Here is a 26097-nt window from a genome sequence, read left to right as displayed (position 1 = left end):
CTCGCCGCCCTCCGTCGCCGGTTCCACCAGACGACGGCTGCCCCTACACTGGCACCTCACGAGGTACCGGGTGACCTGCGAGAACAGGTCGGTCGAGCCGACCCGCCGGAGTGAGGAGCGACCCCCCTTGTTCTACTACCTCCTGAAATACGTCATTCTGGGGCCCTTGCTCAGGCTGACCTTCCGGCCCCGGATCGAGGGCCTCGAACACATACCGGAGTCGGGCCCGGCGATCGTCGCCGGCAACCATCTCTCCTTCGCCGACCACTTCCTGATGCCGGCGGTCCTCAAGCGCCGTATCACCTTCCTCGCCAAGGCCGAGTACTTCACCGGCCCAGGCATCAGGGGCCGCCTCACCGCGACCTTCTTCCGCAGCGCGGGCCAGATCCCGGTCGACCGCTCCGGCAAGGAGGCCGGCCAGGCCGCGATCCGCGAAGGCCTCGGCGTCCTCGCCAAGGACGAACTGCTCGGCATCTACCCGGAGGGCACCCGCTCCCACGACGGCCGCCTCTACAAGGGCAAGGTCGGCGTCGCGGTGATGGCCCTGAAGGCCCAGGTCCCCGTCATCCCGTGCGCGATGATCGGCACCTTCGAGGCCCAGCCGCCGGGCAAGGTCATCCCGAACATCCACCCCGTGACCATCCGCTTCGGCAAGCCCCTCGACTTCTCCCGCTACGAAGGCATGGAGAACGAGAAGGCGATCCTGCGCGCCATCACCGACGAGATCATGTACGCGATCCTCAAGCTCTCCGAGCAGGAGTACGTCGACCAGTACGCGGCCGTCGTGAAGGCGGAGGAGGCGGCCGCGGCCAAGGAGCGCAAGTTCCCGCGCCTGCCGCTGAGTTGAGAGCCCGCGAGACGACATGAGCGAGGGGCGGCCGGTTCAGGACCGGCCGCCCCTCGTCACGTGCGACTACTGCTGCTTACGACTTCTGCTGCCTACGGCACCGGCGTCGCGTGCGGGGTGCACGTCACGTCGGCGGTGTCGAGCTTGCCGGTCAACAGGTAGGTGTCCACCCGGGTGTTGATGCACGGGTTGACCAGACCGGTCACACCGTGGGAGCCCGCGTCCTTCTCGGTGATCAGGCGGGAGCCCTTGAAGCGCTTGTGCAGTTCGACGGCGCCGGCGTACGGAGTGGCGGCGTCACGCGTGGACTGCACGATCAGCACCGGCGGCAGACCCTTGCCGGTCTTCACCTCGACCGGGGACTGCTGCTTGACCGGCCAGGTGGCGCACGGCAGGTTCATCCAGGCGTTGGCCCAGGTCATGAACGGGTACTTCTTGTTGAGCGCCGTGTTGTCCTTGTCCCACTTCGCCCAACTGGTGGGCCACTTGGCGTCGGTGCACTCGACGGCCGTGTAGACGGCGTTGCCGTTCTCCGCGGTGATGTTGCCCGCGGTGTCCGACAGGTCGGGCGAGGCCGCGTCGATCAGCGCCTGGGTGTCTCCGGCGAAGTACTTGCTGAAGGCGGTGGCGACCGGCACCCACGAGGAGTCGTAGTACGGGGCGCTCTGGAAGAAGCCGATCAGCTCGGCCGGACCGACGACCCCGCCGAGCGGGCTCTTCTTGGCGGTGGCGCGCAGTTCGAGCCACTTCGCCTGGACCGCGTCGCGGGTGGTGCCCAGGTGGAAGGCCGCGTCGTTCTTGGCGACCCAGTCCTCCCAGTCCTTCCAGCGGCCCTCGAAGGCGATGTCCTGTTCCAGGTTGGCCTGGTACCAGATGTTGTCGCGCGCCGGGTTGACGACGCTGTCGACGACCATCCGGCGCAGGTGGCCCGGGAACAGCGTGCCGTAGACGGCGCCGAGGTAGGTGCCGTAGGAGACGCCCAGGTAGTTGAGCTTCTTCTCGCCGAGGGCGGCGCGGATGACGTCCAGGTCGCGCGCGGTGTTCGGCGTGGTCATCTGCGCGAGCATGGTGGTGCCGGTGCGCTCGGCGCAGCCGTCCGCGTACTCACGGGCCAGCTTGCGCTGCGCGTTCTTGTCGGCCGTGCTGTCCGGTACCGGGTCCGCCTTGGGCGCCTTCACGAACTCCTGCGGGTCTATGCAGGAGATGGGCGCCGAGTGGCCGACACCGCGCGGGTCGAAGCCCACGAAGTCGTACGCCTTGGACGTGTTGACCCACAGCGGGTTCTTGGTGGTGACCCGGAGCGGGAAGCGCATGCCCGAGCCGCCCGGCCCGCCGGGGTTGTAGACGAGCGCGCCCTGGTGCTCCGCCTTGGTGCCGGTGCTGACGGCACGGTCGACGGCGAGCTTGATCTTCTTGCCGTCGGGCTTGGTGTAGTCGATCGGCACGGTGACCCAGCCGCACTGGACCGGCTTCGCCAGCGCCCAGTCGGTGGGACAGTCCTGCCAGTTGATCCCGGCCTTGGCGGCGCGCGCGGCCGTGAGCGCGGCACCGCGGGCGGCCGCACGATCCTGACCGCCGCCGGCCGTGTGGCCGCTCTGCGCGTTCGCCGCGGGTGCCACGACGGCTCCGGCTATCAGTGCCGCCGCCGCGAATCCGGCCGAACCGAACGCCATCACCCGGCCCTTCGGTCTGGTGTACCTCAAGTGGGCCCCTCCCCGTACATCGTTGCGACATGGTCTCGGAGGATCCTCGCGGCTATGAGCCACCTGAGAACAGAGGCAGTTGACCTTCTTTACCAATCCGATAAGCGGAAATGCGCGTACCGCTCAGCGGATACTCACCCCAGCGCCACCAACGCCTCGTCCAGCACCTTCCGCAACCGCAGCCCGTCCGCCGCGAGGGCCGTCACCAGCACGGCGGGTCCGGCGAGCGGCGCCAGGGCCGCGTACTCCCCCAGCATGCGTGCGGCGGGCGGCTCGTGGGTGAACTCCGGTCGTACGACGACGAGTTGACCCACCGCGCGATGTCCCGCGAGGACGGCGGGCCCGTCCCAGCCGCCCGGTGCTCCGGGACCGCAGGCCAACTCCTGGTCCAGGACGGTGCGTCCGGCGATCCGTAGCGCGAGCCGGCTGGTGAGCCGCCCGGGTTCCTCACCGGCCCGCCCGAGCACCTGCTCCTCGCGCAGCACGAGCCGGGCTGAGGCGGCCAGCTCGACCCGAGTCGTGACATGCAGGTCGCTCCCCCGCACGGAGATCAACTGCTCGGGCAGCCAGTGCAGTTCACCGCCCTCGGCGACGTCGATCCGCACCTCGTACCGCGACTCCCCCTTCGCCTGCCCCGGCAGCGCGATGGTCGCGGCGGCAGAGCCGACCCGCAGCCGGGCCCCGCGCTCCACCTCCGCCTCCACGGCGAAGTGGTCCCCGCCGAGCGGCCCGCTCATCGCCCCGACGAGCATGACCCGCGCCTCGGACCCGCTCGCCCGGGTCCGGCGCAGCGCGAGCGGCCCGTCGCCCGCCAGGACAGGCAGCGCGGTACCGCCCCGCCCGTCCTCGCGGGCCGCGATCCGCGCGGTGGCCCGTACCCCGGTCGCGCTCACGCCGTCCACGCGGTGAGCCGCGCCCGCACCCAGGCGGCGACATCGGCGACGCCCGCCTCGGTCCGCAACGACTGGAGGACGACGGGCAGTTCGGCCCGCTGCGCCTTCGCGTCGGCGGCCATCCGACCCAGATCGGAGCCGACGTACGGCGCCAGGTCGGTCTTGTTGACCACGAGCAGGTCGGCCGTGGTCACGCCGGGCCCGCCCTTGCGCGGGATGTCATCGCCACCGGCGACGTCGATCACGAAGATCTGCGCGTCCACGAGTCCCTTGGAGAAGGTCGCGGTGAGGTTGTCCCCGCCCGATTCCACGAGGATCAGGTCCAGCGGTCCGACCGCGTCCTCCAGGTCCTCGACCGCTTCGAGGTTGGCCGAGATGTCGTCCCGGATCGCGGTGTGCGGGCACGCGCCGGTCTCCACGGCGGTGATCCGCTCGGGCGGCAACACGGCCTCCCGGAGCAGGAATTCGGCGTCCTCGCGGGTGTAGATGTCGTTGGTGACGACGGCGAGGGACAACTCGTCGCGCAGGGCCCGGCAGAGCGCGGCGACGGTGGCGGTCTTACCCGAGCCGACCGGCCCGCCGAGGCCGATGCGCAGGGCGCGGCGGGTGCCGTCGGGACGACGGGCGTCGGCGCTGACGGCGGCGGGGCCGTCGTGGGTGTGGTCGAGGTGCATGAGTGCGGCTCCTTCTGTTCTTCTACGGTGCTTCAGGAGGCGAACAGGCGCACCGGCCAGGCCGCGTGCGCCTCCGCCCCGATCTCCAGCAACGGCGCGGCGGCGCGGGGCAGTTCGTCGATCCCGCCCGTGACCGCCCGCCGGGCCGCGTCCACCGCCCGGTCGGCGACGAGGTCCACCTCCGGTGCCAGCCCGGCCAGTACGGCCGTGGCGTCGAAGGGATCGAGGCTGAGCAGCCGTACGGTCGCGGAGGCCGGTCCGCTCACGCTCTCGTAGGCCGCGCAGTACGCCGCGTCCTCGGGGCCGAGACCGGCCGCCCGGGCCACCAGGCCCAGCACCACCGGCTGATGCGCGCCCTTGGGGAACTCCCGTGCCAGGGCGTCTAGTTCGACGGACGGCCAGGTCGCCCTGGCGGCCCGCGTCAACTGCCGGCCAAGTTTCCGTGCGGCCACCCGCAGCGCGGGCGACGGCGTCCGGGCGTCCGCCGCCCGGTCCAACTCGACCGGGTCGACGCCGAGTACGGCCGCCGCCGCCAGCGCGGCGGACACCAGCCCGGCCGTGTTCAGCCGTCCCCGGCAGAAGTCGCCGAGGCTCGCCGCCCCGGTGACCCGCCCTGCCTTGACGGCCGCTTCGGCCCCGCCGGAGTGGGCGTGTCCACCGGCGGGAAAGCGGCCGTCGGCGAGGATCAGCAGTGCGCCCCTGGACATCAGATTCCCCTGGCCATCAGAAGAGGAAGTACCGCTGGGCCATGGGCAGTTCGGCGGCCGGAGTCGCCTCGACGAGTTCCCCGTCGATGTGCACGGCGAAGCTGTCGGGGTCGACCTGGACGCGGGGGCGGGCGTCGTTCTCCCGCATGTCGGCCTTGGTGACCCCGCGGGTGGACTCGATGGCGACGAACTTCTTGCCGAGGTCGAGCCGTTCGGGCAGTCCGTCCTCGATCGCCAGCGGTGCGACGAAGTTGAACGAGTTGGCGGCCGGGGCCCGTCCGATCGCGCCGAACATCGGCCGGGGCAGGATCGGTTGGGGTGTCGGGATGGACGCGTTGGCGTCGCCCATCTGCGCGTAGGCGATCTGGCCGCCCTTGAGGACGAGGTGCGGCTTGACGCCGAAGAACGCCGGTTCCCACAGCACGAGGTCGGCGAGCTTGCCGGTCTCGACGGAGCCGATCTCGCGGGCGAGGCCCTGGGCGAGAGCGGGGTTGATCGTGTACTTGGCGATGTAGCGCCGGACACGGCGGTTGTCGGCCCGCCCGTCGCCGGGCAGCGCTCCGCGCCGTCGCTTCATCACATGGGCCGTCTGCCAGGTCCGCAGGACGACCTCGCCGACGCGGCCCATCGCCTGCGCGTCGGAGGAGATGATCGAGATGGCGCCGAGGTCGTGGAGGATGTCCTCCGCGCCGATCGTGGAGGGCCGGATGCGGGACTCGGCGAAGGCCAGGTCCTCGGGCACCGCCGGGTTGAGGTGGTGGCAGACCATCAGCATGTCGAGGTGTTCCTCGGCGGTGTTGACGGTGTAGGGGCGGGTCGGGTTGGTGGAGCTGGGCAGCACGTGCGGCTCGGAGACCACCGTCATGATGTCCGGCGCGTGCCCGCCGCCCGCGCCCTCGGTGTGGTACGCGTGGATGCCGCGTCCGGCGATGGCGGCGAGGGTGTCACCGACGAACCCCGCTTCGTTCAACGTGTCGGTGTGGATGGCGACTTGGACGCCCGTGCGGTCGGCCACGGTGAGCGAGGCGTCGATGACGGCCGGGGTCGAGCCCCAGTCCTCGTGCAGCTTGAGGCCGAGGGCGCCGCCGCGGATCTGGGACATCATCGCGTCGTGCGAGACGGTGTTGCCCTTGCCGAGGAAGCCGATGTTGAGCGGGTACTGCTCCATCGCCGCTATCATCCTGGCCAGATGCCAGGGGCCGGGCGTCACGGTCGTCGCCTTGGAGCCCTCGGCGGGGCCGGTGCCGCCGCCGACCAGGGTGGTGACGCCGGCGGACAGGGCCTCGTCGGCGATCTGCGGGCAGATGAAGTGCACGTGCGCGTCGACCGCACCGGCCGTGAGGATGCGTCCGTTGCCCGCGATGACCTCGGTCTCGGGGCCGATCACCAGGTCGGGGTGGACGCCGTCCATGGTGTCGGGGTTGCCGGCCTTGCCGATCCCGGTGATCCGGCCGTCGCGGATGCCCACGTCGGCCTTGACGATGCCCCAGTGGTCGACGATCACGGCACCCGTGACGACGGTGTCGGGGGTGCCCTCCGCACGCGTGGCACGTGCCTGGCCCATCGACTCGCGGATGACCTTGCCGCCGCCGAAGACGGCCTCGTCACCGGCGAGTCCGGGGCCTCCGGAGCGGTCCTCCTCGATCTCGATCAGCAGATCGGTGTCGGCGAGCCGGATCCGGTCGCCGGTGGTCGGCCCGAACAGGTCCGCGTACGCGGCACGGGAGATCTCAGGCATCGAGGGCACCTCCGGTCTCCCCACGCAGTCCGGGCACGACACGGGCGCCGGCGAGCGGGACGAGTTCGACGTCGACGGGGATCCCCGGCTCGAAGCGCACGGCCGTACCGGCGGCGACGTTGAGTCGCTTGCCGCGCGCGGCGGCACGGTCGAATTCGAGCCCGGGGTTGGCCTCGGCGAAGTGGTAGTGGGAGCCGACCTGGACGGGCCGGTCGGCGGCGTTGAGGACGGTCATCCGTGTGACCTCGCGGCCCGCGTTGTAGACGATCGGGTCGTCCGCGAACAGGATCTCGCCGGGAATCATCGAGGCACCTCAGACGATCGGGTCGTGGACGGTGACGAGCTTGGTGCCGTCCGGGAAGGTCGCCTCGACCTGGACGTCGTGGATCATCTCGGGGATGCCTTCCATGACGTCGTCCCTGGTGAGCAGCGTGCGCCCGGAGGCCATCAGTTCGGCGACGCTGCGGCCGTCACGGGCGCCTTCGAGGATGTGCGACGTGATGAGGGCGACCGCCTCGGGGTGGTTCAGCTTGAGACCACGGGCCCGGCGCTTCTCTGCCACGTCGGCCGCCACATGGATCAGCAGCCTCTCTTGCTCGTGCGGGGTCAGTTGCACGCTCCCACCTCACAGTCCTCGCTCCGGACCGTGCGGGGTCCGGCTGCCGCAGCCCCGGGGCAAAGTCCCTGGTGGCGTGGATCGGCAGGCTAGTTGGACCGGGTTTCAAGCAAGTTAACCGAGCCGTGATCAGGGCAATCGGATCTACGCCCGTAGAGAGCGCCCTCGCTAGGAGGGGTTCGACCCACGGTGTTCGGCCGCGATACCGAACCGCTGGTGTTCGCGGGGAGCGGACGCGACCTCGCGCACGGCGGAGACGGCACTGACCACCCGCTCCTCGCCGGACCGGTCCAGCGCCTCCAGTCGCTCCAGGTCGGCGGCGGAGACCAGGGCGACGAGCGGCTTCCCGTGCCGTGTCACGACGACGCGCTCGGCGCCGTACACCACCCGGTTGATCAGGTCGGCGAGCTCAGCCCTGGCTTGCGTCACCGGAATCTCGTAGGCCATGAGCCCATCATACGTTCCATACGTCCTGTACATTTTGTACAGAGCCGGTTTTCGCAGAGAGCCCGGCCGGAGAGGGGCTACGCCATGACCCGACCGTCCGCCCGCCATGTCCTGCCCGAGTTCACCGAGCGCACCAGCGCCGGGCACCGGACCCTCGACCCGTACTCGAAGTTGCTGGAGGAGCGGATCGTCTTCCTCGGGACGCCGATCGACGACATCTCGGCGAACGATGTGATGGCCCAGTTCATGCACCTCGAACACCAGGCGCCGGACCGGGACATCTCGCTGTACATCAACTCGCCCGGCGGCTCGTTCACCGCGATGTCGGCGATCTACGACACGCTCCAGTACGTCAGTTGTGACGTGGAGACGATCTGCCTGGGCCAGGCCGGCTCGTCCGCCGCGGTGCTGCTGGCGGCGGGCACGCCGGGCAAGCGGTCCGCGCTGCCGGGCGCGCGGATGGTGATCCACCAGCCCTCGCTGCCCGAGCCGGTCCACGGTCAGGCGAGTGATCTCGCCATCCAGGCACAGGAGTTGGCGCGCACCCGGTCCCGACTGGAGGAGCTGCTGGCGCGTCACACGGGCCGGACGGTGGAGCAGGTGAGCGCGGACATCGAGCGGGACCGCATCCTGGACGCCCAACAGGCCCTGGAATACGGCCTGGTGGACCGGATCGTGCCCAGCCGCAGGAGCTCGCTCACCGAGCCGGGCGGGGAGTGAGCCCGCGATGCTGCCGCCGGAGCTTCCACCGCTGCCCGCACTGACGCGTGCCGAGGGCGAGTTGATTGACCGTTATCTCGATGTGGCCGACCTGCTGGGCCGTATCAACCCCGCGCATCACGGAGACACCTACCGTGGTCTGAGGGCCGCTCAGGCGCTGGTGGCCAAGGCGGCCGAGCTGCGGGACGCGCTGGCGCTGATGCACCAGCGGGGCGAGACCGAGCTGCACGCGCCCACCCTCGCGCGGGCGCTGCGCGTGCTGGACGGGGAGCGCCGCACGGCTCGCGTCACCATCCCCGCACCCTCCGACAGTTGAGGGCATGCGGAGTCCTCGCGGGCGCGGGTGAAACGGGCCGAACGGCTTACCCCCGATCGGAGTAGCCACTCCTCCGTCCGTGAGGCCCCCGGGCTTGCGCAACTGGCGTAGACCGGGGGCCGGATGAAGTGCTCCGGTGCTGGTCCGAGGGGTGCGCGCCCCTCGACACCTCTTCGAACATTGGGGTGTCCACCCGAACGGGTGAGTGGTGAGTAACCCCACAAATCCCCGGTTCCGTTGGGATTTTCGGACATCCATGGGTCAAGATCCCTGTCTGACGACAAGACCCCGCCGCAGCGGCGGGGCGATCCGGGCGGACGCCGAGTCCTGCCGCCGCCCGGATGACAGGTCGACAGGATTGCATCGGCAGGAGTGGAGGACCCAAGCACGACGGGTCGCCGGGACGGTCACGCCATGACCGGGTCGAGCAGCCCTTGGGGTGAAGCCGCGAGTGTGCGGCCGGGCAACTTCGCCAGCCCGAATCCGACAGGTCATCCTTCACAGGCGGCTGACGAAGGGTTGCGCATGACTGCGCTCAATCGTGTCCCGTCGCTGATGGTCCGGGCCGGTACGGCCTCGGCCTTCGCCATCGCCGCCGTGGGCGGCTCCGTCGTGATCCCGGGCGTCGCATCCGACGCCGCGGCCGCGACACCAGCGACGAAGGCACTCCAGGTGGCCGCCTCCAAGAAGGGCTCCCCCTACCGGTACGGCGCCACCGGACCGAGCCGCTTCGACTGCTCCGGGCTGACGCTCTACTCGTACAAGAAGGCGGGCAAGAAGCTGCCCCGTACGGCGGCCCAGCAGTACAACAAGACCCACCACGTCTCGGCCAAGGGCCGCAAGGCCGGGGACCTGGTGTTCTTCCACTCGGGTTCCAGCGTCTACCACGTCGGCATCTACGCCGGGAAGGGAAAGATCTGGCACGCCCCCAAGACCGGGGACGTGGTGCGCTTGCAGAAGATCTGGACCAAGAGCGTCTGGTACGGCCGGGTCAGCTGACCCTCGCTGAGCCTCCCGAGGGGGTGGCGGCCACCTGACGGGCCGCCACCCCCTCGGGTGCGCCAGGCCGACAGGGCCTACGGCTCCTGCTGGCCCGCTGCGGTCACCGGTCGGGCCGGGACCGTCCAGGGCACCTCGACGGAGACCGTCTTGCCGCCCTCCCTGGTGGGCCTGACCTTGAGTTTGCCGCCGCACTCCGCGGTCAGCCAGCGGATGATGACCATCCCCCGGCCGTTGTCCTGCTGGACGGCGGCCGGCAGTCGTTTGGGGAAGCGGGGGTGGCTGTCGGTGACGCCGATGCGCAGGTGTTCGTCACGCTCCAACTGGATGTCCACCGTGAAGGTGGGTGACTGTCCGAGGGTGTGCTGTACGGCGTTGGTGGCGAGTTCGGAGACGATGAGGCGGATGGTGTCGGCGACCTCCGTGTCCGCCGGCAGTCCCCATTCCGCGAGGGTCCCGACCACGTAGGTGCGGGCGGTGGAGACCGAGGCGGGATCGCTCGGCAGAGTGACGGATGCTTCCAGATGGTCTGCCATGGCGCGGTCGTCCCTTTCCCGCGGGACCGGTGTCCGACACGGAGCGGATGGTTCGAGTACGGTCCCGGACTGGTGCTTCTTCGCCAGACTGCCATTACCTCGGCGGTAACGGTGCCGATCCACCAAGATATGCATATATCTGTCGCTCGAAGCGGTGAACTCTGCGACCTCAGACCGTATTTGGGCGGCTCGGAAGGAGTAAGGAGAAACCCATGCAGTACGGTCCCGCGGTGCGCCGCCGCAAACTGGGCGCCGAACTCCGCGCGTTGCGTGCGGAAGCGGGGCTCACCAGTGGGGAGGCAGCCCGACTGGTCGGCTGGCACCAGTCGAAGGTGAGCCGGATCGAGACCGGCGCGAGTGGCGTGAAACCGCCTGACGTCCGGTTACTTCTCGATGCCTATCAGGTGAGTGACGCCCAGCTTCGGGACATGCTGCTCGTGCTCGCGGGCTCGGACGACAACGGCGGCCGACACCACTGGTGGCACGCCTATCGCGGCGTACTGCCGCCCGCCTACCGGGACTTCATCAGTCTGGAGTCACAGGCCAGCACGATCCGCAACCTGGAGACGTCGGTGGTCCCCGGTTTGCTGCAGACGCCCGAGTACGCCCGCGCGGTGACCCGGGCCGCGGTGGGCGGCCTCGACAACGACGGGGCCGACCGGCTCGACACGCTGGTGCGGGTTCGGCTGGCCCGGCAGGACGTGCTGCGCGCTGATCCGCCGCTGTCGCTGAGCGTGGTCCTCGACGAGGCGGTACTGCGGCGGGAGGTCGGCGGACCAGGCGTGATGGCGCGGCAGCTCGACCGGCTCGTGGAGGCCGCGCGACTGCCCCAAGTCAGGCTTCAGGTACTGCCGTTCGCCGCAGGAGCACACATCGGCATCACCGGCCCTTTCGTTATCTTCTCCTTTCCGAGCACTTCTGATCTGGACGTGGTTGTTCTCGACCACTTGACGAGTAGCCTCTACCTCGAACGGAAAGAAGACCTAGAGGCCTACAGCGAGGCCTTCAACACCCTTCAGTTCCACGCACTTTCGCCCGAGGATTCGTTGGATCACATCGCCGGGATAGGTGACGGCTCGTAAGGAGGCACCATGTCTGCACTGCCTCGGAACGTACCTTCCAGTACCGAACTGTCCGGTGTGCGGTGGCTGCGCAGCAGCTACAGCACGGGAGCGAACAACTGCGTCGAGGCGGCCCGTCCGCGCTCAGGCCCCGCCACGGGGCTGCTCGCCGTACGCGACTCGAAGGACCCGCAAGGACCCGCCCTGCTCTTCTCCCCCGAGAGCTGGACGGGCTTCCTCACCACGTTCCACTGATCTGTTCCCCCGTCAGCGACACACGGCCGTGTCACGCCGACTCATGGTCGCGTCTCGCCGATCACACGTACAGCGCGTTCGATCTCGGCCCCGGAGAGGTTCGCTCGGGCGGTCAGCCTGAGCCGTGAGATGCCGTCGGGCACGGAAGGAGGACGGAAGCAGCCCACGGCCAGCCCTGCCGTACGGCAGTCGGCCGCCCAGCGGACGGCCGCCTCCGGGGACGGTGCCCGCACGGAGACCACCGCGGCGTCCGGACGCACCGCTTCCAGACCCGCGGCGGTCAGGCGTGCGTGCAGTTCGCCCGCCACGGCCCGAGCGCGCGCGGCCCGCTCGGGCTCGCGCCGCAGCAGGGTGAGGGCCGCCAGTGCGGCGCCGGCCGCCGCCGGGGCGAGGCCGGTGTCGAAGATGAACGTCCGTGCCGCGTTGACCAGATGGTCGATCACCCGGGCCGGACCGAGCACAGCCCCGCCCTGGCTCCCGAGCGACTTGGACAGTGTGACGGTAACGACCACGTCCTCGGCCCCCGCGAGCCCCACCGCGTACGGCGCCCCGCGCCCGCCCTCGCCCAGCACCCCGAGCCCGTGCGCGTCGTCCAGCAGCAGCCCGGCCCCGCGCTCCCGGCACGCCTCGGCGAGCGCGGCGACCGGCGCCGCGTCCCCGTCCACCGAGAACACCGAGTCGGACACCACGACGGCCTGCCCGTCATGCGTCCGCAGCGCCTTGCGCACCCCCTCCGGATCCGCGTGTCCTACGACCTGGGTGGCGCCCCGGGCCAGTCGGCAGCCGTCGATCAGGGAGGCGTGGTTGCCCGCGTCGGAGACGATCAGCGAGCCGTGCGGCGCGAGCGTGGTGACCGCGGCGAGGTTGGCCGCGTAGCCGGAGGAGAAGACGAGGGCCGCCTCGAACCCGCAGAACTCGGCCAGTTCACGCTCCAGTCGGGCGTGCAGCTCGGTCGTCCCCGTGACGAGCCGCGACCCGGTGGACCCGCCGCCCCAGGTCCGGGCTGCCGCCGCGGCCCCCTCGACGACCTCGGGATGGTGGGCCAGACCCAGGTAGTCGTTGCTCGCGAGATCGAGCAGCGGCGAGTCGGCGGGACGCGGCCGCAGGGTCCGTACGAGCCCGGCGCGGCGGCGCTGCTCCGCCTGCTCGTCGATCCAGCCGAACGCCATGGTTCCTCCGGGGCTTTTGTAGGCAGTGCACAGACACTAATCGGACGACCCGCCGCCCAGGATGTGGCAATACCCACACACCCAACCCTGTGTCTTGTCCGATCTCTCCTTGGCCGAGGGCGGTCCCGTAGGACAGGATCGGGCCTCATGGACCTGCTGAACACGCTCGTGGACAAGGGGCTTCGGCGCGAGCTGCCGACCCGCGCGGAAGCTCTCGCCGTCCTCTCGACCTCCGACGACGACCTGCTGGACGTCGTGGCCGCGGCCGGAAAGGTGCGCCGGCACTGGTTCGGCCGACGGGTGAAGCTCAACTACCTCGTCAACCTGAAGTCCGGCCTGTGCCCCGAGGACTGCTCGTACTGCTCGCAGCGGCTCGGCTCCAAGGCCGACATCCTGAAGTACACCTGGCTGAAACCTGACGATGCCTCGAAGGCGGCGGCGGCCGGCGTGGCGGGCGGCGCCAAGCGGGTCTGCCTGGTGGCCTCCGGCCGGGGTCCGACCGACCGGGACGTGGACCGGGTCGCGGGCACCATCAAGGCGATCAAGGACCAGAACGAGGGCGTCGAGGTGTGCGCCTGCCTCGGTCTGCTCTCCGACGGCCAGGCCGACCGGCTGCGCGAGGCCGGCGCGGACGCCTACAACCACAACCTCAACACGTCCGAGGGGACGTACGGGGACATCACGACCACCCACACGTACGCCGACCGCGTCGACACCGTGCAGAAGGCGCACGCGGCGGGGCTGTCCGCCTGCTCCGGTCTGATCGCCGGCATGGGCGAGACCGACGAGGACCTGGTCGACGTCGTCTTCTCGCTGCGCGAGCTGGACCCCGACTCCGTCCCGGTGAACTTCCTGATCCCGATGGAGGGCACCCCGCTCGCCGCCGAGTGGCACCTAACCCCGCAGCGGTGTCTGCGCATCCTCGCGATGGTGCGGTTCGTGTGCCCGGACGTCGAGGTGCGCATCGCGGGCGGCCGTGAGGTCCACCTGCGCACGATGCAGCCCCTCGCCCTGAACCTCGCCAACTCCATCTTCCTCGGCGACTACCTCACCAGCGAGGGCCAGGCCGGCCACACCGACCTGGAGATGATCGCGGACGCGGGCTTCGAGGTGGAGGGCGCGGGCGAGGTCACGCTGCCGCAGCACCGGGCGACGGTGGGCGGTTGCGGCTCGCACGCGGAAGCCGGTGCGGGCTGCGGGTCGCACGAGGGTGCCGGGTGCGGTTCGCACGAGGGCGCAGGCGTCTGTGGCTCGGCTCCCGCGCCGCAGGTCGACGAGGTCCGCCGGGACCTGGTCTCCGTACGCCGTCGAGGTGCCGGAACGGATCTCGCGCCCAATGCCTGACCGGACCACCCTGCCCGTCCCGGAGCTGTTGGAACTGGACCGGCGACACGTCTGGCATCCCTACGGCCCGATGCCCGGCCGCGTCGAACCGCTCGTCGTCGCATCGGCGAGCGGGGTGCGGCTGCGGCTCGCGGACGGCTCGGGCGAGCTGGTCGACGGGATGTCGTCCTGGTGGTCGGCGATCCACGGCTACAACCACCCCGTGCTCAACGAGGCCGCGCGCGAGCAGCTCGGACGGATGAGCCATGTGATGTTCGGCGGGCTCACCCACGAGCCTGCCGTACGGCTGGCGAAGCTCCTTGTCGATATGTCCCCCGAGGGCCTGGAGCATGTGTTCCTGGCCGACTCGGGCTCGGTGTCGGTCGAGGTCGCGGTGAAGATGTGCCTGCAGTACTGGCGCTCCCTCGGCCGCCCGGCCAAGCAGCGTCTGCTGACCTGGCGCGGCGGCTATCACGGGGACACCTGGCAGCCGATGTCGGTGTGCGACCCCGAGGGCGGGATGCACGAGCTGTGGTCGGGGGTGCTGCCCCGGCAGGTGTTCGTGGACGCGCCTCCGGCCGAGTACGAGGAGTCGTACGCCGACGAACTGCGCGCGGCGATCGAGCGGCACGCGCACGAACTGGCCGCGGTGATCGTGGAACCGGTGGTGCAGGGCGCGGGCGGGATGCGGTTCCACTCCCCCGCCTATCTGCGGGTGCTGCGCGAGGCGTGCGACGCACACGACGTGCTGCTGGTGTTCGACGAGATCGCCACCGGTTTCGGCCGTACGGGCGCGCTGTTCGCGGCGGACCACGCGGCCGTCACCCCGGACGTGATGTGCGTGGGCAAGGCGCTGACCGGCGGCTACATGACGATGGCGGCGACGCTGTGCACGTCCCGCGTGGCCGAGGGCATCTCGCGCGGCGAGGTGCCGGTGCTGGCCCACGGCCCGACGTTCATGGGCAATCCCCTGGCGGCGGCCGTGGCCTGCGCCTCGCTCGAACTGCTCCTGAACCAGGACTGGTTGGCGGAGGTCAAGCGCATCGAGGCCGGCCTACGGGAAGGGCTGGCCCCGGCGTCGGAGATCCCCGGCGTCCGGGACGTCCGCGTCCTCGGCGCCATCGGCGTGGTCCAGCTCGACCACGACGTCGACATGAAGGCCGCCACGGACGCGGCCGTCCGAGAGGGCGTGTGGCTACGGCCGTTCCGCGACCTCGTCTACACGATGCCGCCGTATGTCACGGGCGACGCCGACCTGGCTCGGATCGCCCGCGCGGTGTGCGCGGCGGCACGGGAGGGATGACATGCCGGTACTGGTGATCACGGGCACGGGCACGGAGATCGGCAAGACGATCACCACGGCAGCGGTGGCCGCCACGGCCCTCGCGACAGGCCGCACGGTGGCAGTCCTGAAGCCCGCCCAGACGGGTCTACGGCCCGACGAGCGCGGGGACGCCGACGAGGTCGCCCGGCTCGCGGGCGCCGTGACGGCGACCGAACTCGCCCGGTACCCCGAGCCGTTGGCACCCGGCACGGCGGCACGCCGGGCCGGTATGGCTCCGGTCCGCCCCCACGAAGTGGCGGAAGCGGCACAGAAGTTGGCCACCGAGCACGATCTGGTGCTGGTCGAGGGCGCGGGCGGGCTGCTCGTACGGTTCGACGCGGAGGGCGGCACACTGGCGGACGCGGCACGGTTGCTGGGGGCGCCGGTCCTGGTCGTGGCGTCGGCGGGTCTGGGCACCCTGAACACGACGGAACTGACGGCCCGTGAACTCCGTTCCCAGGGCCTCGACTTGCTGGGTGTGGTGATCGGCAGTTGGCCCACCGCACCCGATCTCGCGTCGCGTTGCAATGTGGCCGACCTGCCGGAGGTGGCCGGAGCACCCCTGCTCGGCGCACTCCCGGAGGGCGCGGGCTCCTACGCACCGGCCGACTTCCGTGCTGCGGCGCCGAGTTGGCTGGCGGCGCGGCTGGACGGGACGTGGGACGCGGAGGGGTTCCGGAGGCGGGAGGCGGCACCTTCCCGCGAGGGCGGCGCGGCTTAGAGGACTCCGCTGCGGCGGACTGCCCACCCTATGGCGGCGGGCGTGCCTCTTCGACGGGTGGCCGCCCTGCGGCGAGCGGTCCGCGGAGCGTCCCCGCCAGGCGCGCCCCGCCTCGGATCGCATGCGGCGCCTTCACGGGACGGCGGCGCGGCTGAGCAGACTCCGCATCGGCGGACTGCCGGCCCTACAGCGAGCCGTCCGCGGGCCTCCCCGGCAGGCGCGCCCCGCCTCGGATCGCATACGGCGCCTTCACGGGACAGCGGCGCGGCTGAGCAGACTCCGCATCGGCGGAATCGGCCCTCCGGCGAGCGGCCCACAGGGGGTCCCCCCGCAGGCTAGCCCCGCCCCGCATCACATACGGCACCCTCCGAGGACAGCGGCGCGGCATAGCAGACTGCCGGCCCTCCGGCGGGCGGCCCACAGCGCGTCCCCCCGCAGGCACACCCCGCCCCGCACCACATGCGGCACCCTCCCAGGACAGCGGCGCGGCATAGCAGACTGCCGGCCCTCCGGCGGGCGGCCCACAGCGCGTCCCCCCGCAGGCTAGCCCCGCCCCGCACCACATACGGCACCCTCCCAGGACAGCGGCGCGGCACAGCAGACCCCCCTTCGGCGGCTCTCGGCCCTGCGGCGAGCAATCGACAGGGCCTCCCCGGCAGGCGCGCCCCCGCATCGCATTACATGCGCCGCCTCCCCAGGACGGCGGTGCGGCTCAGCAGACTCCGCATCGGCGGAATCGGCCCCCCGGCGAGCAATCGACAGGGCGTCCCCCGCAGGCACGCCCCGCCCCGCACCACATGCGACGCCTTCACGGGACAGCGGCGCGGCTCAGCGGACTCCGCTTCGCCGGAATCGACCCTCCGACGAGCCGTCCGCAGGGCCTCCCCGGCAGACGCGCCCCCCACCTCGCATCGCATGTGGGGCGCGCTACGACGCCTCTCCCTCCGCTAGCAGCCGAACCAGTTCGATCCGCGACCGGATGCCCAACCGGCTGAAGACTCCCCGGAGATGGTGGTCGATCGTGCGCGGGCTGAGGGCGAGCCGGACGGCGATCTCGCGGTTGGTGGCGCCGTCGGCGGCCATGCGGGCGACCATCAACTGCTGGGCCGTCAGGCGGGCGGCAGGTGTGGGCAGGGCGGTCGCGCCCACCGGTGTGCCGAGGGCGCGGAGTTCGGCGCGGGCCTGGGCGGCGCAGTGCGGGGCGCCGAAGGACTCGAAGGCCTCCAGTGAGGTGTGCAGCCGGTCGCGGGCCTCCGTGCGGCGGCGCAGTCGGCGCAGAGCGCCGCCGAACAGCAGCTCGGTGCGGGCCCGTTCGAAGTCGCGGGTGCCGCGCGCGTGCAGGTCGAGTGCGTGGCGGTAGTGCTCGACAGCTTCGTCACCGGGGGCGAGGAGGGCCCGGCAGCGGGCGCTGAGGGCGAGGTCGTCGGGGCTGCGGACGGCCCGTGCCCAGCGGTCGTAGTCGGCGTGTGCGGCGCGGGCGATCCGGGTGTCACCGCTGCGCGCGGCGGCCTCGACGTAGTGCGGGGTCGCCAGGTGGCGGATCGCCCGGTGGCCGTGGCCCGGGCCGAACCCGGCGAGCGCGCGCAGCCGGGCCGCGGCGGCGGCGAACCGGCCGCTGCTGAGGTCGAGGTAGGCCAGCGCCCACTGGGCGAGCGCGGCGGGCAGTCCCAGGCCGTGGCCGAGGGCGTACGCGCGGGTGGCGCCGGCCCGTTCCCGGCAGAGGTCGCCGTCGCCGGTGAGGGCCGCGAACATGGCGAGAGCGGCCTGCAGATGGCAGGCGCCGTTGTCCTGGCCGGTGGCGTGGGCCTGCCACAGGGCGTCGGCCGTGGCCGTCTCGGCGGCCTTCGGGTGCCCGGTCCAGAACTCGGCGTAGGCCCGGAACTCCATCGCCTGCGCCACGACGACGGTGGTGCCCCGGGCCCGTGCCGAGGCCGCCGCTCGCACGGTGGCGGTGGTGGCGCGGGTGTGGTCGCCGAGCATCAGCGCGGCGATCCCGGCGTGGATGAGGAGGGTGGGGTCGCCGCCGGGGCCGCACCGACCGGCTGCCGCCTTGAGCAGATCCCGCGCGTCCTCGTACCGCCCCTCGAAGGCGGCGGCCAGTCCCGCGAGCGTCCCGTGCGGCACGATCCCGAGCCGGGAGGCGACGGCCGCCGCCTCCCGGCACCGTCTCAGATCTCCGGTGTAGATGGCGGCCTCGGTGGCGCGGGCGAGGAGGTGAACGGCGTGTTCGGAGGCGGGAGTTCGGGCTGCCGCCGGTATGCGGGGTGCCTCGGCCGACGGCGATCGTTCAGCCGGTCTCGGCACTTCGACCGATCGCGGCACTTCGACCGATCGCGGCGCGTCAGCCGATAGAGGTGCCGCAGCCGATCGAGGTGTCGCGGGCGATCGCGGCGCGTCAGCCGATCGCGGCGAGTCAGCCGATAGAGGTGTCGCGGGCGATCGACGGGGCGCGGTCGACCAGGGCGTCGGTCCCGGTTCGGCGCCGGATTCCTCCGGCGCCCGCCGCGCCACCGCGATCAGCAGCGCGTCGAACGCCTCCGCCGCGTTGCCGGCCCGCAGCGCGAAGACTCCGTTCAACGCGTCGCTGTCGGTCGCGGCGGCGAGTCTTCGGGCCCGGTCGCCCTCGCCGGACTGCCAGGCGTCGCCGGCGGCGCGGTTGAGGAGGCGGGACTGTTCACGGGGGTCGCGGCAGAGGGCGGCGGCGCGTTCCACCAGGGCGCAGGCGAGGGCGTGTTCACCGGCGTCGCGGGCCTGCTGCGCGGCCGTGCGGAGTTCCGCGGTGAGCCGCACGCTGGGGCCGAGCGCGCCCGCGCCCCGGTGCCACGAGCGCCTGGGCGTCTCGCCCTCGGCGCGCAACACCCGTGCCAGCAGCCGGTGGACGTCCCGCCGGTCGGCCGGGGAGCCGGTCTCGTAGGCGGCGATCCGCGTCCACGCGTCGCGGAAGACGACTCCGCCCGCTGTCGCGTGCGCGAGACCGGTCGCCTCGACGGCCTCCAGGGGCCGGGTGTCGAGCCGGCCCGCGGCGACGGCGCGCAGGAAGGCATGGGTGGGGACCGGGTACTGGTCCGCCGCCGCGAGCAGCAGGAGCAGCCGGGTGGCGTCGGGCAGGGCCCGGATCTCCCGGCGGTGCCGGCTCAGCAACTCCGGTGCCAGGGAGGTCGGTTCGGTCGGGAGGGGGTCGTGACCCGCGGCCTGGCGTGGGGTCAGGCGCGGAAGGAGTTCGGCGGCGGCGCGCGGGTCGCCGTAGGCCGCGCGCAGTGCCCGGATGCGGACGCCTTCGGGGAGCGCTGGTTGGAGGGTTCGCCCTGTGTCGGGGTGCGACGGTGGCGAAGTGCGGTCCAGAGGTGGGGGGTTCACTGGTGTCACCACACAACTGACGTTACTGGCGAGTTAATTCACCCGTAAAGACCGGCGATTTCGCCGATGCGGCGCGCGTAGACCCCGCTGACACTCCTGACAACCCCACCCGTATCAGGAGGCATCATGCAGCGCCACAAGCGTCGCATCGCCACGGCCCTGTCGGCCGTGACCACCTCGCTCCTTCTGTCACTCTCCCTGGCCTCTACACCCGCCCACGCCGCGAGCCACGATCCGATCGTGTTCGTGCACGGGCTGAGCAGTTCGTCGAGCACGTGGAACGACTGGGTCGCGGACTTCAAGGCCGACGGCTACACCTCGTCCGAGCTGTTCGCATGGTCGTACGACTGGACGCAGTCGAATGTCACCACCGCCTCGCAGCTCGCCACCGAGGTGAAGAGCGTGCTCGCGCAGACCGGTGCGTCGAAGGTCGACATCGTCGGGCACTCCATGGGCTCGCTCAGCTCCCGCTACTTCCTCAAGAACCTGAGCGGCACGTCGTACGTGGACCACTTCGTTTCCGTCGCCGGGGTCAACCACGGCACCTCCATCGCCTCCCTGTGCGGGTGGCTGTACACGTCCTGCAAGGAGATGCAGACGGGGAGTTCGTTCCTCACGGCGCTCAACTCGGGCGACGAGACGCCGGGCGGCGTGGCGTACGCGGCCTACTGGTCGGACTGCGACGCGGCGATCGACCCGGACACCTCGGCGGAGCTGAGCGGCGCGACCAATGTCGACGTCGGGTGCATCGCGCACGAGGACATGAACAACGACTACGGCGTCTACGAGCAGGTCCGGGACTTCCTCTCCTGACCCGCCCGGGGCGGCAGCGGGGGTGGTCAAGGGCGGCAGGGGGGACAATCCCGGTAGGGACCGGTTTCGGTCCGGTCCGGTCCGGGAGGTCGCCATGCCGCTACGGTCCGCAGGCTCCGGCAGTGTGCCGCGGGACGCCGTCCACCACCCGCTGTTCGCCCGCTACTACGCCCGTTTCAGTGTGACCGCCGAGTCACGGCTCGGCATGGCCGGAATGCGCGACCGGCTGCTCGCCGGGCTCACCGGGCGGGTCATCGAGATCGGGGCCGGGAACGGCCTGAACTTCGCGCACTATCCGAGCGCCGTCTCGGAAGTCGTCGCGATCGAGCCCGAGCGGAGTCTGCGCCAGTTGGCGGTGGAGTCCGCGCTCCGCTCCGAGGTACCCGTCGACGTGGTGCCGGGCGCGGCCGAGAAGCTCCCCGTCAAGAGCGAGGCCTTCGACGCGGCCGTGCTCTCCCTGGTGCTGTGCAGCGTGCGCGATGTCCCACGAGCGCTCTCCGAGGTACGGCGAGTACTGCGCCCCGGCGGAGTCCTGCGCTTCTTCGAGCACGGCCGGGGCGGCGGCTCCGCGATGACCTTCACCCAACGCGCCCTGGACCGCACCCTCTGGCCACCCCTGAACGGCGGCTGCCACCTGTCCCGCGACCCGATCGCCGCGCTACGCGCCGCTGGGTTCGAACTCGGGCCGTACCGGAGGGTGTTGATCCCGGAGAAGGGCCCCACGCTGCCGACGTCGTACTGCGTGCTCGGCACGGCCTGGCGCCCCGTCACGGGCAAGTGATCGCAGGTTCCACCGGGGCAGCTCGCGTGCGATGTGCCACGAAGGCTCGCGGAGCTGGGACGGGCGCTGCCGCCCCGGCGGGATCCTGCGACTCTCCGAGCCCGGCCGAAGCGGCGGACCTGTGATGGCCTTCGCTCAGCGCGCCTGGACTGCGCTCTGCGTCCGCCGCACAACGGCCGCTGCCGAACTCTGGCCCAACCGGCGCGTGTTGATCCCCCAGAAAGGACCCACACTGCCGATCGGCTACCGGGTCCTCGGCACGGCCTGGCGCCCCGTCACGGACAAGTGATCGCAGGTTCCACCGGGGCAGCTCGCGTGCGATGTGCCACGAAGGCTCGCGGAGCTGGGACGGGCGCTGCCGCCCCGGCGGGATCCTGCGACTCTCCGAGCCCGGCCGAAGCAGCGGACCTGTGATGGCCTTCGCTCAGCACGTCTGGACCGCGCTCTGCGGCCGCCACACAACGGCCGCTGCCGAACTCGGGCCCAACCGGCGCGTGTTGATCCCCCAGAAAGGCCCACACTGCCGACCGGCCACCGGGTCCTCGACACGGCCTGGCGACCGGTCACGGACAAGTGATCACAGGTTCCACCGGCACAGCTCGCATGCGATGCGCCACGAACGCTCGCGGAGCTGGGACGGGCGCCGCCGCCCCGGCGGGATCCTGCGACTCTCCGCGCACGGCCGAAGCGGCGCACCTGTGATGGCCTTCGCTCAGCACGCCTGGACCGCGCTCTGCGGCCGAAGTCGGGCCCTACCGGCGCGTGTTGATCCCCCAGAGAGGACCCACACTGCCGACCGCCTACCGCGTCCTCGGCACAACCCGCCCCCCGTCATGGACAAATGATCACAGACTCCACTGCCGCAGCTCACGCGCGATGTCGTCGACCGATGCCTCGCCGCTCTTCACCAACCGGGCCAGGTCGCGGACCTGCTCGGGTGAGGTGACCACCTTCAGGCCGCTGGCGACAAGGTAGGCGTAGGCGACCGCGGAGGCGAAGAGGGCGTTGGAGCGCTCCAACGCGGGGACGTGGATGAGGAGTTGGAGTAAGGCGGCGGCGCGGGCGTGCGGGCTGTCGTAGACCGGGACGTCGAATATGTCGGCCTGGTGGCGGGCGACGGCGGCGACGAGTGCGCCCCAGTCGGTGACCTGGGGGTCTCCGGGGGTCTTCTGTTCGGCGAGCATCAGCAGCCAGGCGAGGTCGATCCTGAGGTTGTTCAAGAGATCAGCGGCGACCTTCGCGGGTGCTCTCCCCGTCGGCGCCGAACTCGTCGGCGAAAACAGACTCGTACTGCTTCATGAAGTCGGCCGCGGCTTCGACGAACGTATGGCCGACCTGGCCGGTGTCCTGTCTGACCAGCTCTTCTATGTACCGGTTGACGCTCATGCCCCGCGCCAGGGCACGCTCACGGGCCGCGCGGGCGGTGCCCTCGTCCACGCGTACGTTCAACTGGGTCTTCGCCATACCTCAAAGCTAGCGCCGGAACGCTAGCACTGGCAAGGGATCCTCCGACGGGTGGAGAGTGCCCCTTACACCGGTATCCGGGGACCGACCTGGGGTGGAGGCCGCCTCGGCCGCACGGGGGATATCGGGTGTGCGGCGCGTCACACTAGGCTCGGCCCCCGACGAAGGCGTCGGAACGACAACGAGCGAAGGAATCCCAGGGGGCTGTCTTGTCCACATCTGCTGCGGAGCACGCTCCGGGTCAGGCCTCGGCCGGCCGTATCGCGGCCCGCGCCCGCGGACTGACCAAGGCGTACGGCTCGGGCGAGACGACGGTGCTCGCCCTGGACTCGGTGGACGTGGACATCGCGCGCGGCCGCTTCACCGCGGTCATGGGCCCCTCGGGGTCCGGCAAGTCCACGCTGATGCACTGCCTGGCGGGGCTCGACACCGTCTCGGCCGGACAGGTGTGGCTCGGCGACACCGAGATCACGGGGCTGAAGGACCGCGAGCTGACCCGGCTGCGCCGGGACCGGATCGGGTTCATGTTCCAGTCGTTCAACCTCATCCCCACCCTCAACGCGGCCGAGAACATCACGCTGCCCATGGACATCGCCGGCCAGAAGCCGGACCAGAAGTGGCTGGACCAGGTCATCGACACGCTCGGGCTGCGGGACCGCCTCAAGCACCGGCCGTCCCAGTTGTCCGGGGGCCAGCAGCAGCGGGTGGCCTGCGCCCGGGCGCTCGCCTCCCGCCCCGAACTGATCTTCGCGGACGAACCGACCGGCAACCTCGACTCGCGCGCCGGTCTGGAAGTGCTCGGCTTCCTGCGGGACGCGGTCGACGAGCTGGGGCAGACCGTGGTCATGGTCACCCACGACCCGGGCGCCGCCGCCCACTCCGACCTGGTGCTCTTCCTCGGGGACGGACGCATCGTGGACGAGATGGAACGCCCGACCGCGGAGGCGGTGCTGGAACGCATGAAGCGGTTCGACCTTGCGAGGGGCCAGCTAGGCGAGCCGTCGACACCCGCTGAGGACACTGGGGACAAGGACTGAAGCCGTGCTGAAGGCGACCCTCCGGAGCTTCCTCGCGCACAAGGGACGGCTGCTGCTCTCGGCACTGGCCGTCGTGCTGTCCGTGGCGTTCGTGGCCGGCAGCCTGATCTTCTCCGACACGGTGACCCGTACCTTCGACCGGCTCTTCGCCTCCACGTCCGCCGATGTGACCGTCGAGCCGAAGCAGGACCTCAAGTCCTCGGTGCCCACCGGCGCGACCGAGACCGTGCCCGCCGCGCTCGCCGGGCAGGTGGCGAAGGTGGCCGGGGTCGCCGCGACCCACGCCGACGTTTCCGTGCAGAACATCGTGGTCGTCGACAGCAGGAACAAGTCGGTCGGCCCGACCACGGGCGCGCCCACCATCGCCACCGACTGGTACCTCACCGACCGCAGCCCGGTGAAACTCACCTCGGGGCACGCCCCGCAGGGCGCGGACCAGGCCCTGCTGGACGCGGACACCGCCGACAACAAGCACGTGAAGATCGGTGACACGCTCACCGTGCAGGCGCAGCCCGGCAGCTTCAAGGTCGAGATCGTCGGCATCGCCACCTTCACCACCACCAACCCCGGCGCCGCGCTGGTCTTCCTCGACCCCGCCACCGCGAAGGACCAACTGCTCGGCGCGCCCGACCGGGCCACCAGCATCTCGGTGGACGCGGCCAACGGCGTGAGCGACGCCGTACTCAAGCAGCGGGTGACGGCCGCGATCGGCGGATCCGGCAGCTACGACATCAAGACCGCCGACGAACAGGCCAAGTCGGCCGCCGCCGACCTGGGCGGCTTCCTCGACGTCATCAAATACGTGATGTTGGGCTTCGCCGGGATCGCGGTCCTGGTCGGTATCTTCCTGATCGTCAACACGTTCTCGATGCTGATCGCCCAACGCACCCGCGAACTGGGCCTGTTGCGCGCCCTGGGCGCCGACCGCAAGCAGGTGCGGCGCTCGGTGCTCACCGAGGCGCTGCTGCTCGGCCTGGTCGGCTCGACACTGGGACTGGCGGCCGGGATCGGGCTCGCGGCCGGACTGATCAAGCTGATGACCGCTTTCGGCATGAACCTCAAGACCACGGAGATGGTGGTCGGTTGGCCAACTCCGGTGGCAGCGTATGTCGTTGGCGTGGGCGTCACCTTCGTCGCGGCGTATCTCCCGGCCCGGCGGGCCGCCGTCGTCTCGCCGATGGCGGCTCTCGCGGACGCCGAAGTCGCCGGTGTGGGGCGGCCGTTGAGGGTGCGTGCCGTCGTGGGGTCGGTCGTCGGGGTGCTTGGCGCGGCCGCCCTCGCGGGCTGTGCCGCCGCGTCGAAGACCGCCTCGTCCGCCTCCCTGCTCGGCCTCGGCATCGTCCTGACCCTGATCGCGACCGTGATCGCGGGCCCGCTCCTGGTCCGCCCGATGATCCGGGTGCTGGGCGGCGCCTTCCCCGCCCTGTTCGGCTCTGTCGGCCGGATGAGCCAGCGCAACGCCCTGCGCAACCCGCGCCGTACGGGCGCCACCGCGGCGGCCCTGATGGTGGGCCTGGCACTGGTCGGCGGGATGTCGGTGGCGAGCGCCTCCATGTCCAAGTCCTTCGACCAGCAGATCGACAAGACCCTGGGCGCCGACTTCGTGATCCAGAACGGAAACTTCCTGCCGTTCTCCAAGGAGGTCACGGACCATGTGCGCGCCACCGACGGCGTCGGACTCGTCGTACGAGCCCGCTTCGCGCCGCTCGCGGTCCGGCTGCCGGACGGCAAGCGGGTGGAGACGACGGCGGCCGGTTACGACACCCAGCTCGACGATGTCGCCCACATCAAGTACGCCCAGGGGAACACCACTTCGGCGCTCGCGGCCGGACACCTCGCCATGGACGTCGACTTCGCCAAGGACCACCGCGTACGGCTCGGCAGCGTGCTCCCCGTCGAGTTCCCGGGCGGCCGCACCACTCAGTTGACGGTGGGCGCGCTCTCCGACCAGGAGTCGTCGGGCGGGTTCGGCACGCAGGGCGGGCTGTTCTTCGGGATCGCCACGGTCGAGAAGTACGTCCCGAACGGCCAGGACTCCTCGTTGTACGTGAACGCCACCTCCGGCACCGGCGCCGACCAGCTCCGCAAGGCACTGGACACGACACTGAAGCCCTATCCGCAGGTGCAGGTGCGCGACGAGGCCGACTACAAGAAACTGGTCCACGATCAGATCGCCGTACTGCTGTATCTGGTGTACGCGCTGCTCGGGCTGGCCATCGTCATCGCGGTGCTCGGCGTGGTGAACACCCTTGCCCTGTCGGTCGTCGAGCGCACCCGGGAGATCGGACTGCTGCGCGCGATCGGGCTCGGCCGGCGCCAACTGCGGCGGATGATCCGGCTGGAGTCGGTGGTGATCGCGGTGTTCGGCGCGGTGCTGGGTCTTGGGCTCGGGCTGGTGTGGGGCGTGTGCGCCCAACAAGTGCTGGCGCTCCAGGGCATGAAGGCGCTCGCCGTCCCATGGAGCACCATCGTCGCGGTGGTGATCGGCTCGGCGGTGGTCGGCATCGTCGCGGCACTGCTGCCCGCGTTGCGTGCGTCCCGCATGAATGTGCTGGCGGCGATCGCGCACGAGTGATGGAATCGCAGCGGAGCCGTT

Annotated in this window: 26 protein-coding genes and 1 riboswitch; of the genes, 13 read left to right on the top strand and 13 right to left on the bottom strand. The window is 71.1% G+C overall.

The window, feature by feature from the left end; translation table 11 throughout:
* Positions 1 to 127: 127 nt before the first annotated feature.
* The gene (locus ABZT04_RS12860) at positions 128 to 847 is read left to right on the top strand and encodes a lysophospholipid acyltransferase family protein (protein WP_356056051.1); all 720 of its coding nucleotides are present in this window, start codon (positions 128 to 130) and stop codon (positions 845 to 847) included.
* Between the two features lie 92 nt (positions 848 to 939).
* Here the strand turns inward: ABZT04_RS12860 and ABZT04_RS12855 are convergent, their stop codons facing one another.
* The 8 genes from ABZT04_RS12855 to ABZT04_RS12820 all read right to left on the bottom strand — a co-directional run bounded on the left by ABZT04_RS12855 (position 940) and on the right by ABZT04_RS12820 (position 7625).
* Positions 940 to 2520: an alpha/beta hydrolase gene (locus tag ABZT04_RS12855; protein WP_356056192.1), complete on the bottom strand. Its 1581-nt coding sequence runs from the start codon at positions 2518 to 2520 to the stop codon at positions 940 to 942.
* Between the two features lie 164 nt (positions 2521 to 2684).
* Positions 2685 to 3452, bottom strand: coding sequence for an urease accessory protein UreD (locus ABZT04_RS12850; RefSeq protein ID WP_356056049.1), 768 nt, complete (start codon positions 3450 to 3452; stop codon positions 2685 to 2687).
* Positions 3440 to 4117 carry an urease accessory protein UreG gene (gene ureG / locus ABZT04_RS12845; protein ID WP_356056047.1) on the bottom strand — a complete coding sequence of 226 codons (678 nt, stop codon included), beginning with the start codon at positions 4115 to 4117 and terminating at the stop codon, positions 3440 to 3442. Before ureG ends, ABZT04_RS12850 begins: the two co-directional genes overlap by 13 nt.
* A gap of 32 nt (positions 4118 to 4149) precedes the next feature.
* Positions 4150 to 4824, bottom strand: coding sequence for an urease accessory UreF family protein (locus tag ABZT04_RS12840; protein ID WP_356056045.1), 675 nt, complete (start codon positions 4822 to 4824; stop codon positions 4150 to 4152).
* Positions 4825 to 4840: 16 nt separating this feature from the next.
* Positions 4841 to 6562, bottom strand: coding sequence for an urease subunit alpha (locus ABZT04_RS12835; protein ID WP_356056043.1), 1722 nt, complete (start codon positions 6560 to 6562; stop codon positions 4841 to 4843).
* Positions 6555 to 6866 (bottom strand): urease subunit beta, encoded by a 312-nt coding sequence (locus ABZT04_RS12830; protein ID WP_356056041.1) that lies wholly within the window; start codon positions 6864 to 6866, stop codon positions 6555 to 6557. Before ABZT04_RS12830 ends, ABZT04_RS12835 begins: the two co-directional genes overlap by 8 nt.
* Positions 6867 to 6875: 9 nt before the next feature.
* Positions 6876 to 7178: an urease subunit gamma gene (locus tag ABZT04_RS12825; RefSeq protein WP_355904330.1), complete on the bottom strand. Its 303-nt coding sequence runs from the start codon at positions 7176 to 7178 to the stop codon at positions 6876 to 6878.
* Positions 7179 to 7346: 168 nt separating this feature from the next.
* The gene (locus ABZT04_RS12820; protein ID WP_356056039.1) at positions 7347 to 7625 is read right to left on the bottom strand and encodes a type II toxin-antitoxin system Phd/YefM family antitoxin; all 279 of its coding nucleotides are present in this window, start codon (positions 7623 to 7625) and stop codon (positions 7347 to 7349) included.
* Positions 7626 to 7709: 84 nt separating this feature from the next.
* Here ABZT04_RS12820 and ABZT04_RS12815 point away from each other — a divergent pair, with 84 nt between their 5' ends.
* The 3 genes from ABZT04_RS12815 (at position 7710) to ABZT04_RS12805 (ending at position 9660) form a co-directional block, all read left to right on the top strand.
* The gene (locus tag ABZT04_RS12815) at positions 7710 to 8345 is read left to right on the top strand and encodes an ATP-dependent Clp protease proteolytic subunit (protein ID WP_356056037.1); all 636 of its coding nucleotides are present in this window, start codon (positions 7710 to 7712) and stop codon (positions 8343 to 8345) included.
* 7 nt (positions 8346 to 8352) lie between these two features.
* Positions 8353 to 8661 carry a hypothetical protein gene (locus ABZT04_RS12810; RefSeq protein ID WP_356056036.1) on the top strand — a complete coding sequence of 103 codons (309 nt, stop codon included), beginning with the start codon at positions 8353 to 8355 and terminating at the stop codon, positions 8659 to 8661.
* Between the two features lie 340 nt (positions 8662 to 9001).
* Positions 9002 to 9183, top strand: a riboswitch (cyclic di-AMP (ydaO/yuaA leader).
* A gap of 3 nt (positions 9184 to 9186) precedes the next feature.
* Positions 9187 to 9660, top strand: a complete 474-nt coding sequence (locus ABZT04_RS12805) for a C40 family peptidase (RefSeq protein WP_356056034.1) — start codon at positions 9187 to 9189, stop codon at positions 9658 to 9660.
* A gap of 77 nt (positions 9661 to 9737) precedes the next feature.
* Here ABZT04_RS12805 and ABZT04_RS12800 read toward each other — a convergent pair whose 3' ends face one another.
* Positions 9738 to 10196 carry an ATP-binding protein gene (locus ABZT04_RS12800; RefSeq protein ID WP_356056033.1) on the bottom strand — a complete coding sequence of 153 codons (459 nt, stop codon included), beginning with the start codon at positions 10194 to 10196 and terminating at the stop codon, positions 9738 to 9740.
* 212 nt (positions 10197 to 10408) lie between these two features.
* On the opposite strand from ABZT04_RS12800, the gene ABZT04_RS12795 reads away from it, so the two are divergent.
* Together ABZT04_RS12795 and ABZT04_RS12790 are read left to right on the top strand one after the other, a co-directional pair.
* Complete coding sequence (locus ABZT04_RS12795) at positions 10409 to 11278, top strand: helix-turn-helix transcriptional regulator (RefSeq protein ID WP_356056031.1); 870 nt, start codon at positions 10409 to 10411, stop codon at positions 11276 to 11278.
* Between the two features lie 9 nt (positions 11279 to 11287).
* Positions 11288 to 11512 (top strand): DUF397 domain-containing protein, encoded by a 225-nt coding sequence (locus tag ABZT04_RS12790; protein ID WP_356056029.1) that lies wholly within the window; start codon positions 11288 to 11290, stop codon positions 11510 to 11512.
* 41 nt (positions 11513 to 11553) lie between these two features.
* Here ABZT04_RS12790 and ABZT04_RS12785 read toward each other — a convergent pair whose 3' ends face one another.
* Complete coding sequence (locus ABZT04_RS12785) at positions 11554 to 12681, bottom strand: 8-amino-7-oxononanoate synthase (protein ID WP_356056026.1); 1128 nt, start codon at positions 12679 to 12681, stop codon at positions 11554 to 11556.
* Positions 12682 to 12828: 147 nt separating this feature from the next.
* Here ABZT04_RS12785 and bioB point away from each other — a divergent pair, with 147 nt between their 5' ends.
* From bioB to bioD, 3 genes are read left to right on the top strand one after another with little or no spacing between them, the layout of a single operon-like run.
* Entirely contained in the window at positions 12829 to 14025 is a 1197-nt protein-coding gene (gene bioB, locus ABZT04_RS12780; RefSeq protein WP_356056024.1) for a biotin synthase BioB, read from the top strand.
* Positions 14018 to 15307, top strand: a complete 1290-nt coding sequence (locus ABZT04_RS12775) for an adenosylmethionine--8-amino-7-oxononanoate transaminase (RefSeq protein ID WP_356056022.1) — start codon at positions 14018 to 14020, stop codon at positions 15305 to 15307. Before bioB ends, ABZT04_RS12775 begins: the two co-directional genes overlap by 8 nt.
* Position 15308: 1 nt before the next feature.
* Positions 15309 to 16049: a dethiobiotin synthase gene (bioD, locus tag ABZT04_RS12770; protein ID WP_356056020.1), complete on the top strand. Its 741-nt coding sequence runs from the start codon at positions 15309 to 15311 to the stop codon at positions 16047 to 16049.
* Between the two features lie 927 nt (positions 16050 to 16976).
* Here the strand turns inward: bioD and ABZT04_RS12765 are convergent.
* Positions 16977 to 19406 carry a LuxR C-terminal-related transcriptional regulator gene (locus ABZT04_RS12765; RefSeq protein ID WP_356056018.1) on the bottom strand — a complete coding sequence of 810 codons (2430 nt, stop codon included), beginning with the start codon at positions 19404 to 19406 and terminating at the stop codon, positions 16977 to 16979.
* A 126-nt stretch (positions 19407 to 19532) separates the two neighbouring features.
* Here ABZT04_RS12765 and ABZT04_RS12760 point away from each other — a divergent pair, with 126 nt between their 5' ends.
* Together ABZT04_RS12760 and ABZT04_RS12755 are read left to right on the top strand one after the other, a co-directional pair.
* On the top strand, positions 19533 to 20219 hold the full coding sequence (locus ABZT04_RS12760; RefSeq protein ID WP_356056016.1) for a triacylglycerol lipase: 687 nt from the start codon (positions 19533 to 19535) through the stop codon (positions 20217 to 20219).
* Between the two features lie 94 nt (positions 20220 to 20313).
* Positions 20314 to 21000, top strand: a complete 687-nt coding sequence (locus ABZT04_RS12755) for a class I SAM-dependent methyltransferase (protein WP_356056014.1) — start codon at positions 20314 to 20316, stop codon at positions 20998 to 21000.
* Between the two features lie 845 nt (positions 21001 to 21845).
* On the opposite strand, the gene ABZT04_RS12750 is transcribed toward ABZT04_RS12755, so the two are convergent.
* Entirely contained in the window at positions 21846 to 22220 is a 375-nt protein-coding gene (locus ABZT04_RS12750; RefSeq protein ID WP_356056012.1) for a fic family toxin-antitoxin system, toxin component, read from the bottom strand.
* A gap of 4 nt (positions 22221 to 22224) precedes the next feature.
* The gene (locus tag ABZT04_RS12745; protein WP_355904281.1) at positions 22225 to 22464 is read right to left on the bottom strand and encodes a toxin-antitoxin system HicB family antitoxin; all 240 of its coding nucleotides are present in this window, start codon (positions 22462 to 22464) and stop codon (positions 22225 to 22227) included.
* 209 nt (positions 22465 to 22673) lie between these two features.
* Between ABZT04_RS12745 and ABZT04_RS12740 the strand changes: the two genes are divergently transcribed.
* Both ABZT04_RS12740 and ABZT04_RS12735 read left to right on the top strand, forming a co-directional pair.
* On the top strand, positions 22674 to 23501 hold the full coding sequence (locus ABZT04_RS12740) for an ABC transporter ATP-binding protein (RefSeq protein ID WP_356056010.1): 828 nt from the start codon (positions 22674 to 22676) through the stop codon (positions 23499 to 23501).
* A gap of 4 nt (positions 23502 to 23505) precedes the next feature.
* On the top strand, positions 23506 to 26076 hold the full coding sequence (locus ABZT04_RS12735) for an ABC transporter permease (protein WP_356056008.1): 2571 nt from the start codon (positions 23506 to 23508) through the stop codon (positions 26074 to 26076).
* Positions 26077 to 26097 lie beyond the last annotated feature (21 nt).

This window comes from Streptomyces sp. NPDC005492, assembly GCF_040605995.1.
In the GTDB taxonomy this organism is placed as follows: Bacteria; Actinomycetota; Actinomycetes; order Streptomycetales; family Streptomycetaceae; genus Streptomyces.
Note: the sequence above shows the minus strand (reverse complement) of the source record. Positions and strands in the feature narration are given on the sequence as shown.

Excerpts from the sequence above, each read along its gene's own strand:
- bioD (WP_356056020.1), top strand. The coding sequence starts at position 15,309 with ATGCCGGTACTGGTGATCACGGGCACGGGCACGGAGATCGGCAAGACG.
- ABZT04_RS12835 (WP_356056043.1), bottom strand. The coding sequence starts at position 6,562 with ATGCCTGAGATCTCCCGTGCCGCGTACGCGGACCTGTTCGGGCCGACC.
- ureG (WP_356056047.1), bottom strand. The coding sequence starts at position 4,117 with ATGCACCTCGACCACACCCACGACGGCCCCGCCGCCGTCAGCGCCGAC.
- ABZT04_RS12810 (WP_356056036.1), top strand. The coding sequence starts at position 8,353 with ATGCTGCCGCCGGAGCTTCCACCGCTGCCCGCACTGACGCGTGCCGAG.
- ABZT04_RS12775 (WP_356056022.1), top strand. The coding sequence starts at position 14,018 with ATGCCTGACCGGACCACCCTGCCCGTCCCGGAGCTGTTGGAACTGGAC.
- ABZT04_RS12755 (WP_356056014.1), top strand. The coding sequence starts at position 20,314 with ATGCCGCTACGGTCCGCAGGCTCCGGCAGTGTGCCGCGGGACGCCGTC.
- ABZT04_RS12830 (WP_356056041.1), bottom strand. The coding sequence starts at position 6,866 with ATGATTCCCGGCGAGATCCTGTTCGCGGACGACCCGATCGTCTACAAC.
- ABZT04_RS12855 (WP_356056192.1), bottom strand. The coding sequence starts at position 2,520 with ATGGCGTTCGGTTCGGCCGGATTCGCGGCGGCGGCACTGATAGCCGGA.
- bioB (WP_356056024.1), top strand. The coding sequence starts at position 12,829 with ATGGACCTGCTGAACACGCTCGTGGACAAGGGGCTTCGGCGCGAGCTG.
- ABZT04_RS12840 (WP_356056045.1), bottom strand. The coding sequence starts at position 4,824 with ATGTCCAGGGGCGCACTGCTGATCCTCGCCGACGGCCGCTTTCCCGCC.
- ABZT04_RS12800 (WP_356056033.1), bottom strand. The coding sequence starts at position 10,196 with ATGGCAGACCATCTGGAAGCATCCGTCACTCTGCCGAGCGATCCCGCC.
- ABZT04_RS12795 (WP_356056031.1), top strand. The coding sequence starts at position 10,409 with ATGCAGTACGGTCCCGCGGTGCGCCGCCGCAAACTGGGCGCCGAACTC.
- ABZT04_RS12760 (WP_356056016.1), top strand. The coding sequence starts at position 19,533 with ATGCAGCGCCACAAGCGTCGCATCGCCACGGCCCTGTCGGCCGTGACC.
- ABZT04_RS12805 (WP_356056034.1), top strand. The coding sequence starts at position 9,187 with ATGACTGCGCTCAATCGTGTCCCGTCGCTGATGGTCCGGGCCGGTACG.
- ABZT04_RS12820 (WP_356056039.1), bottom strand. The coding sequence starts at position 7,625 with ATGGCCTACGAGATTCCGGTGACGCAAGCCAGGGCTGAGCTCGCCGAC.
- ABZT04_RS12785 (WP_356056026.1), bottom strand. The coding sequence starts at position 12,681 with ATGGCGTTCGGCTGGATCGACGAGCAGGCGGAGCAGCGCCGCCGCGCC.
- ABZT04_RS12745 (WP_355904281.1), bottom strand. The coding sequence starts at position 22,464 with ATGGCGAAGACCCAGTTGAACGTACGCGTGGACGAGGGCACCGCCCGC.
- ABZT04_RS12790 (WP_356056029.1), top strand. The coding sequence starts at position 11,288 with ATGTCTGCACTGCCTCGGAACGTACCTTCCAGTACCGAACTGTCCGGT.
- ABZT04_RS12815 (WP_356056037.1), top strand. The coding sequence starts at position 7,710 with ATGACCCGACCGTCCGCCCGCCATGTCCTGCCCGAGTTCACCGAGCGC.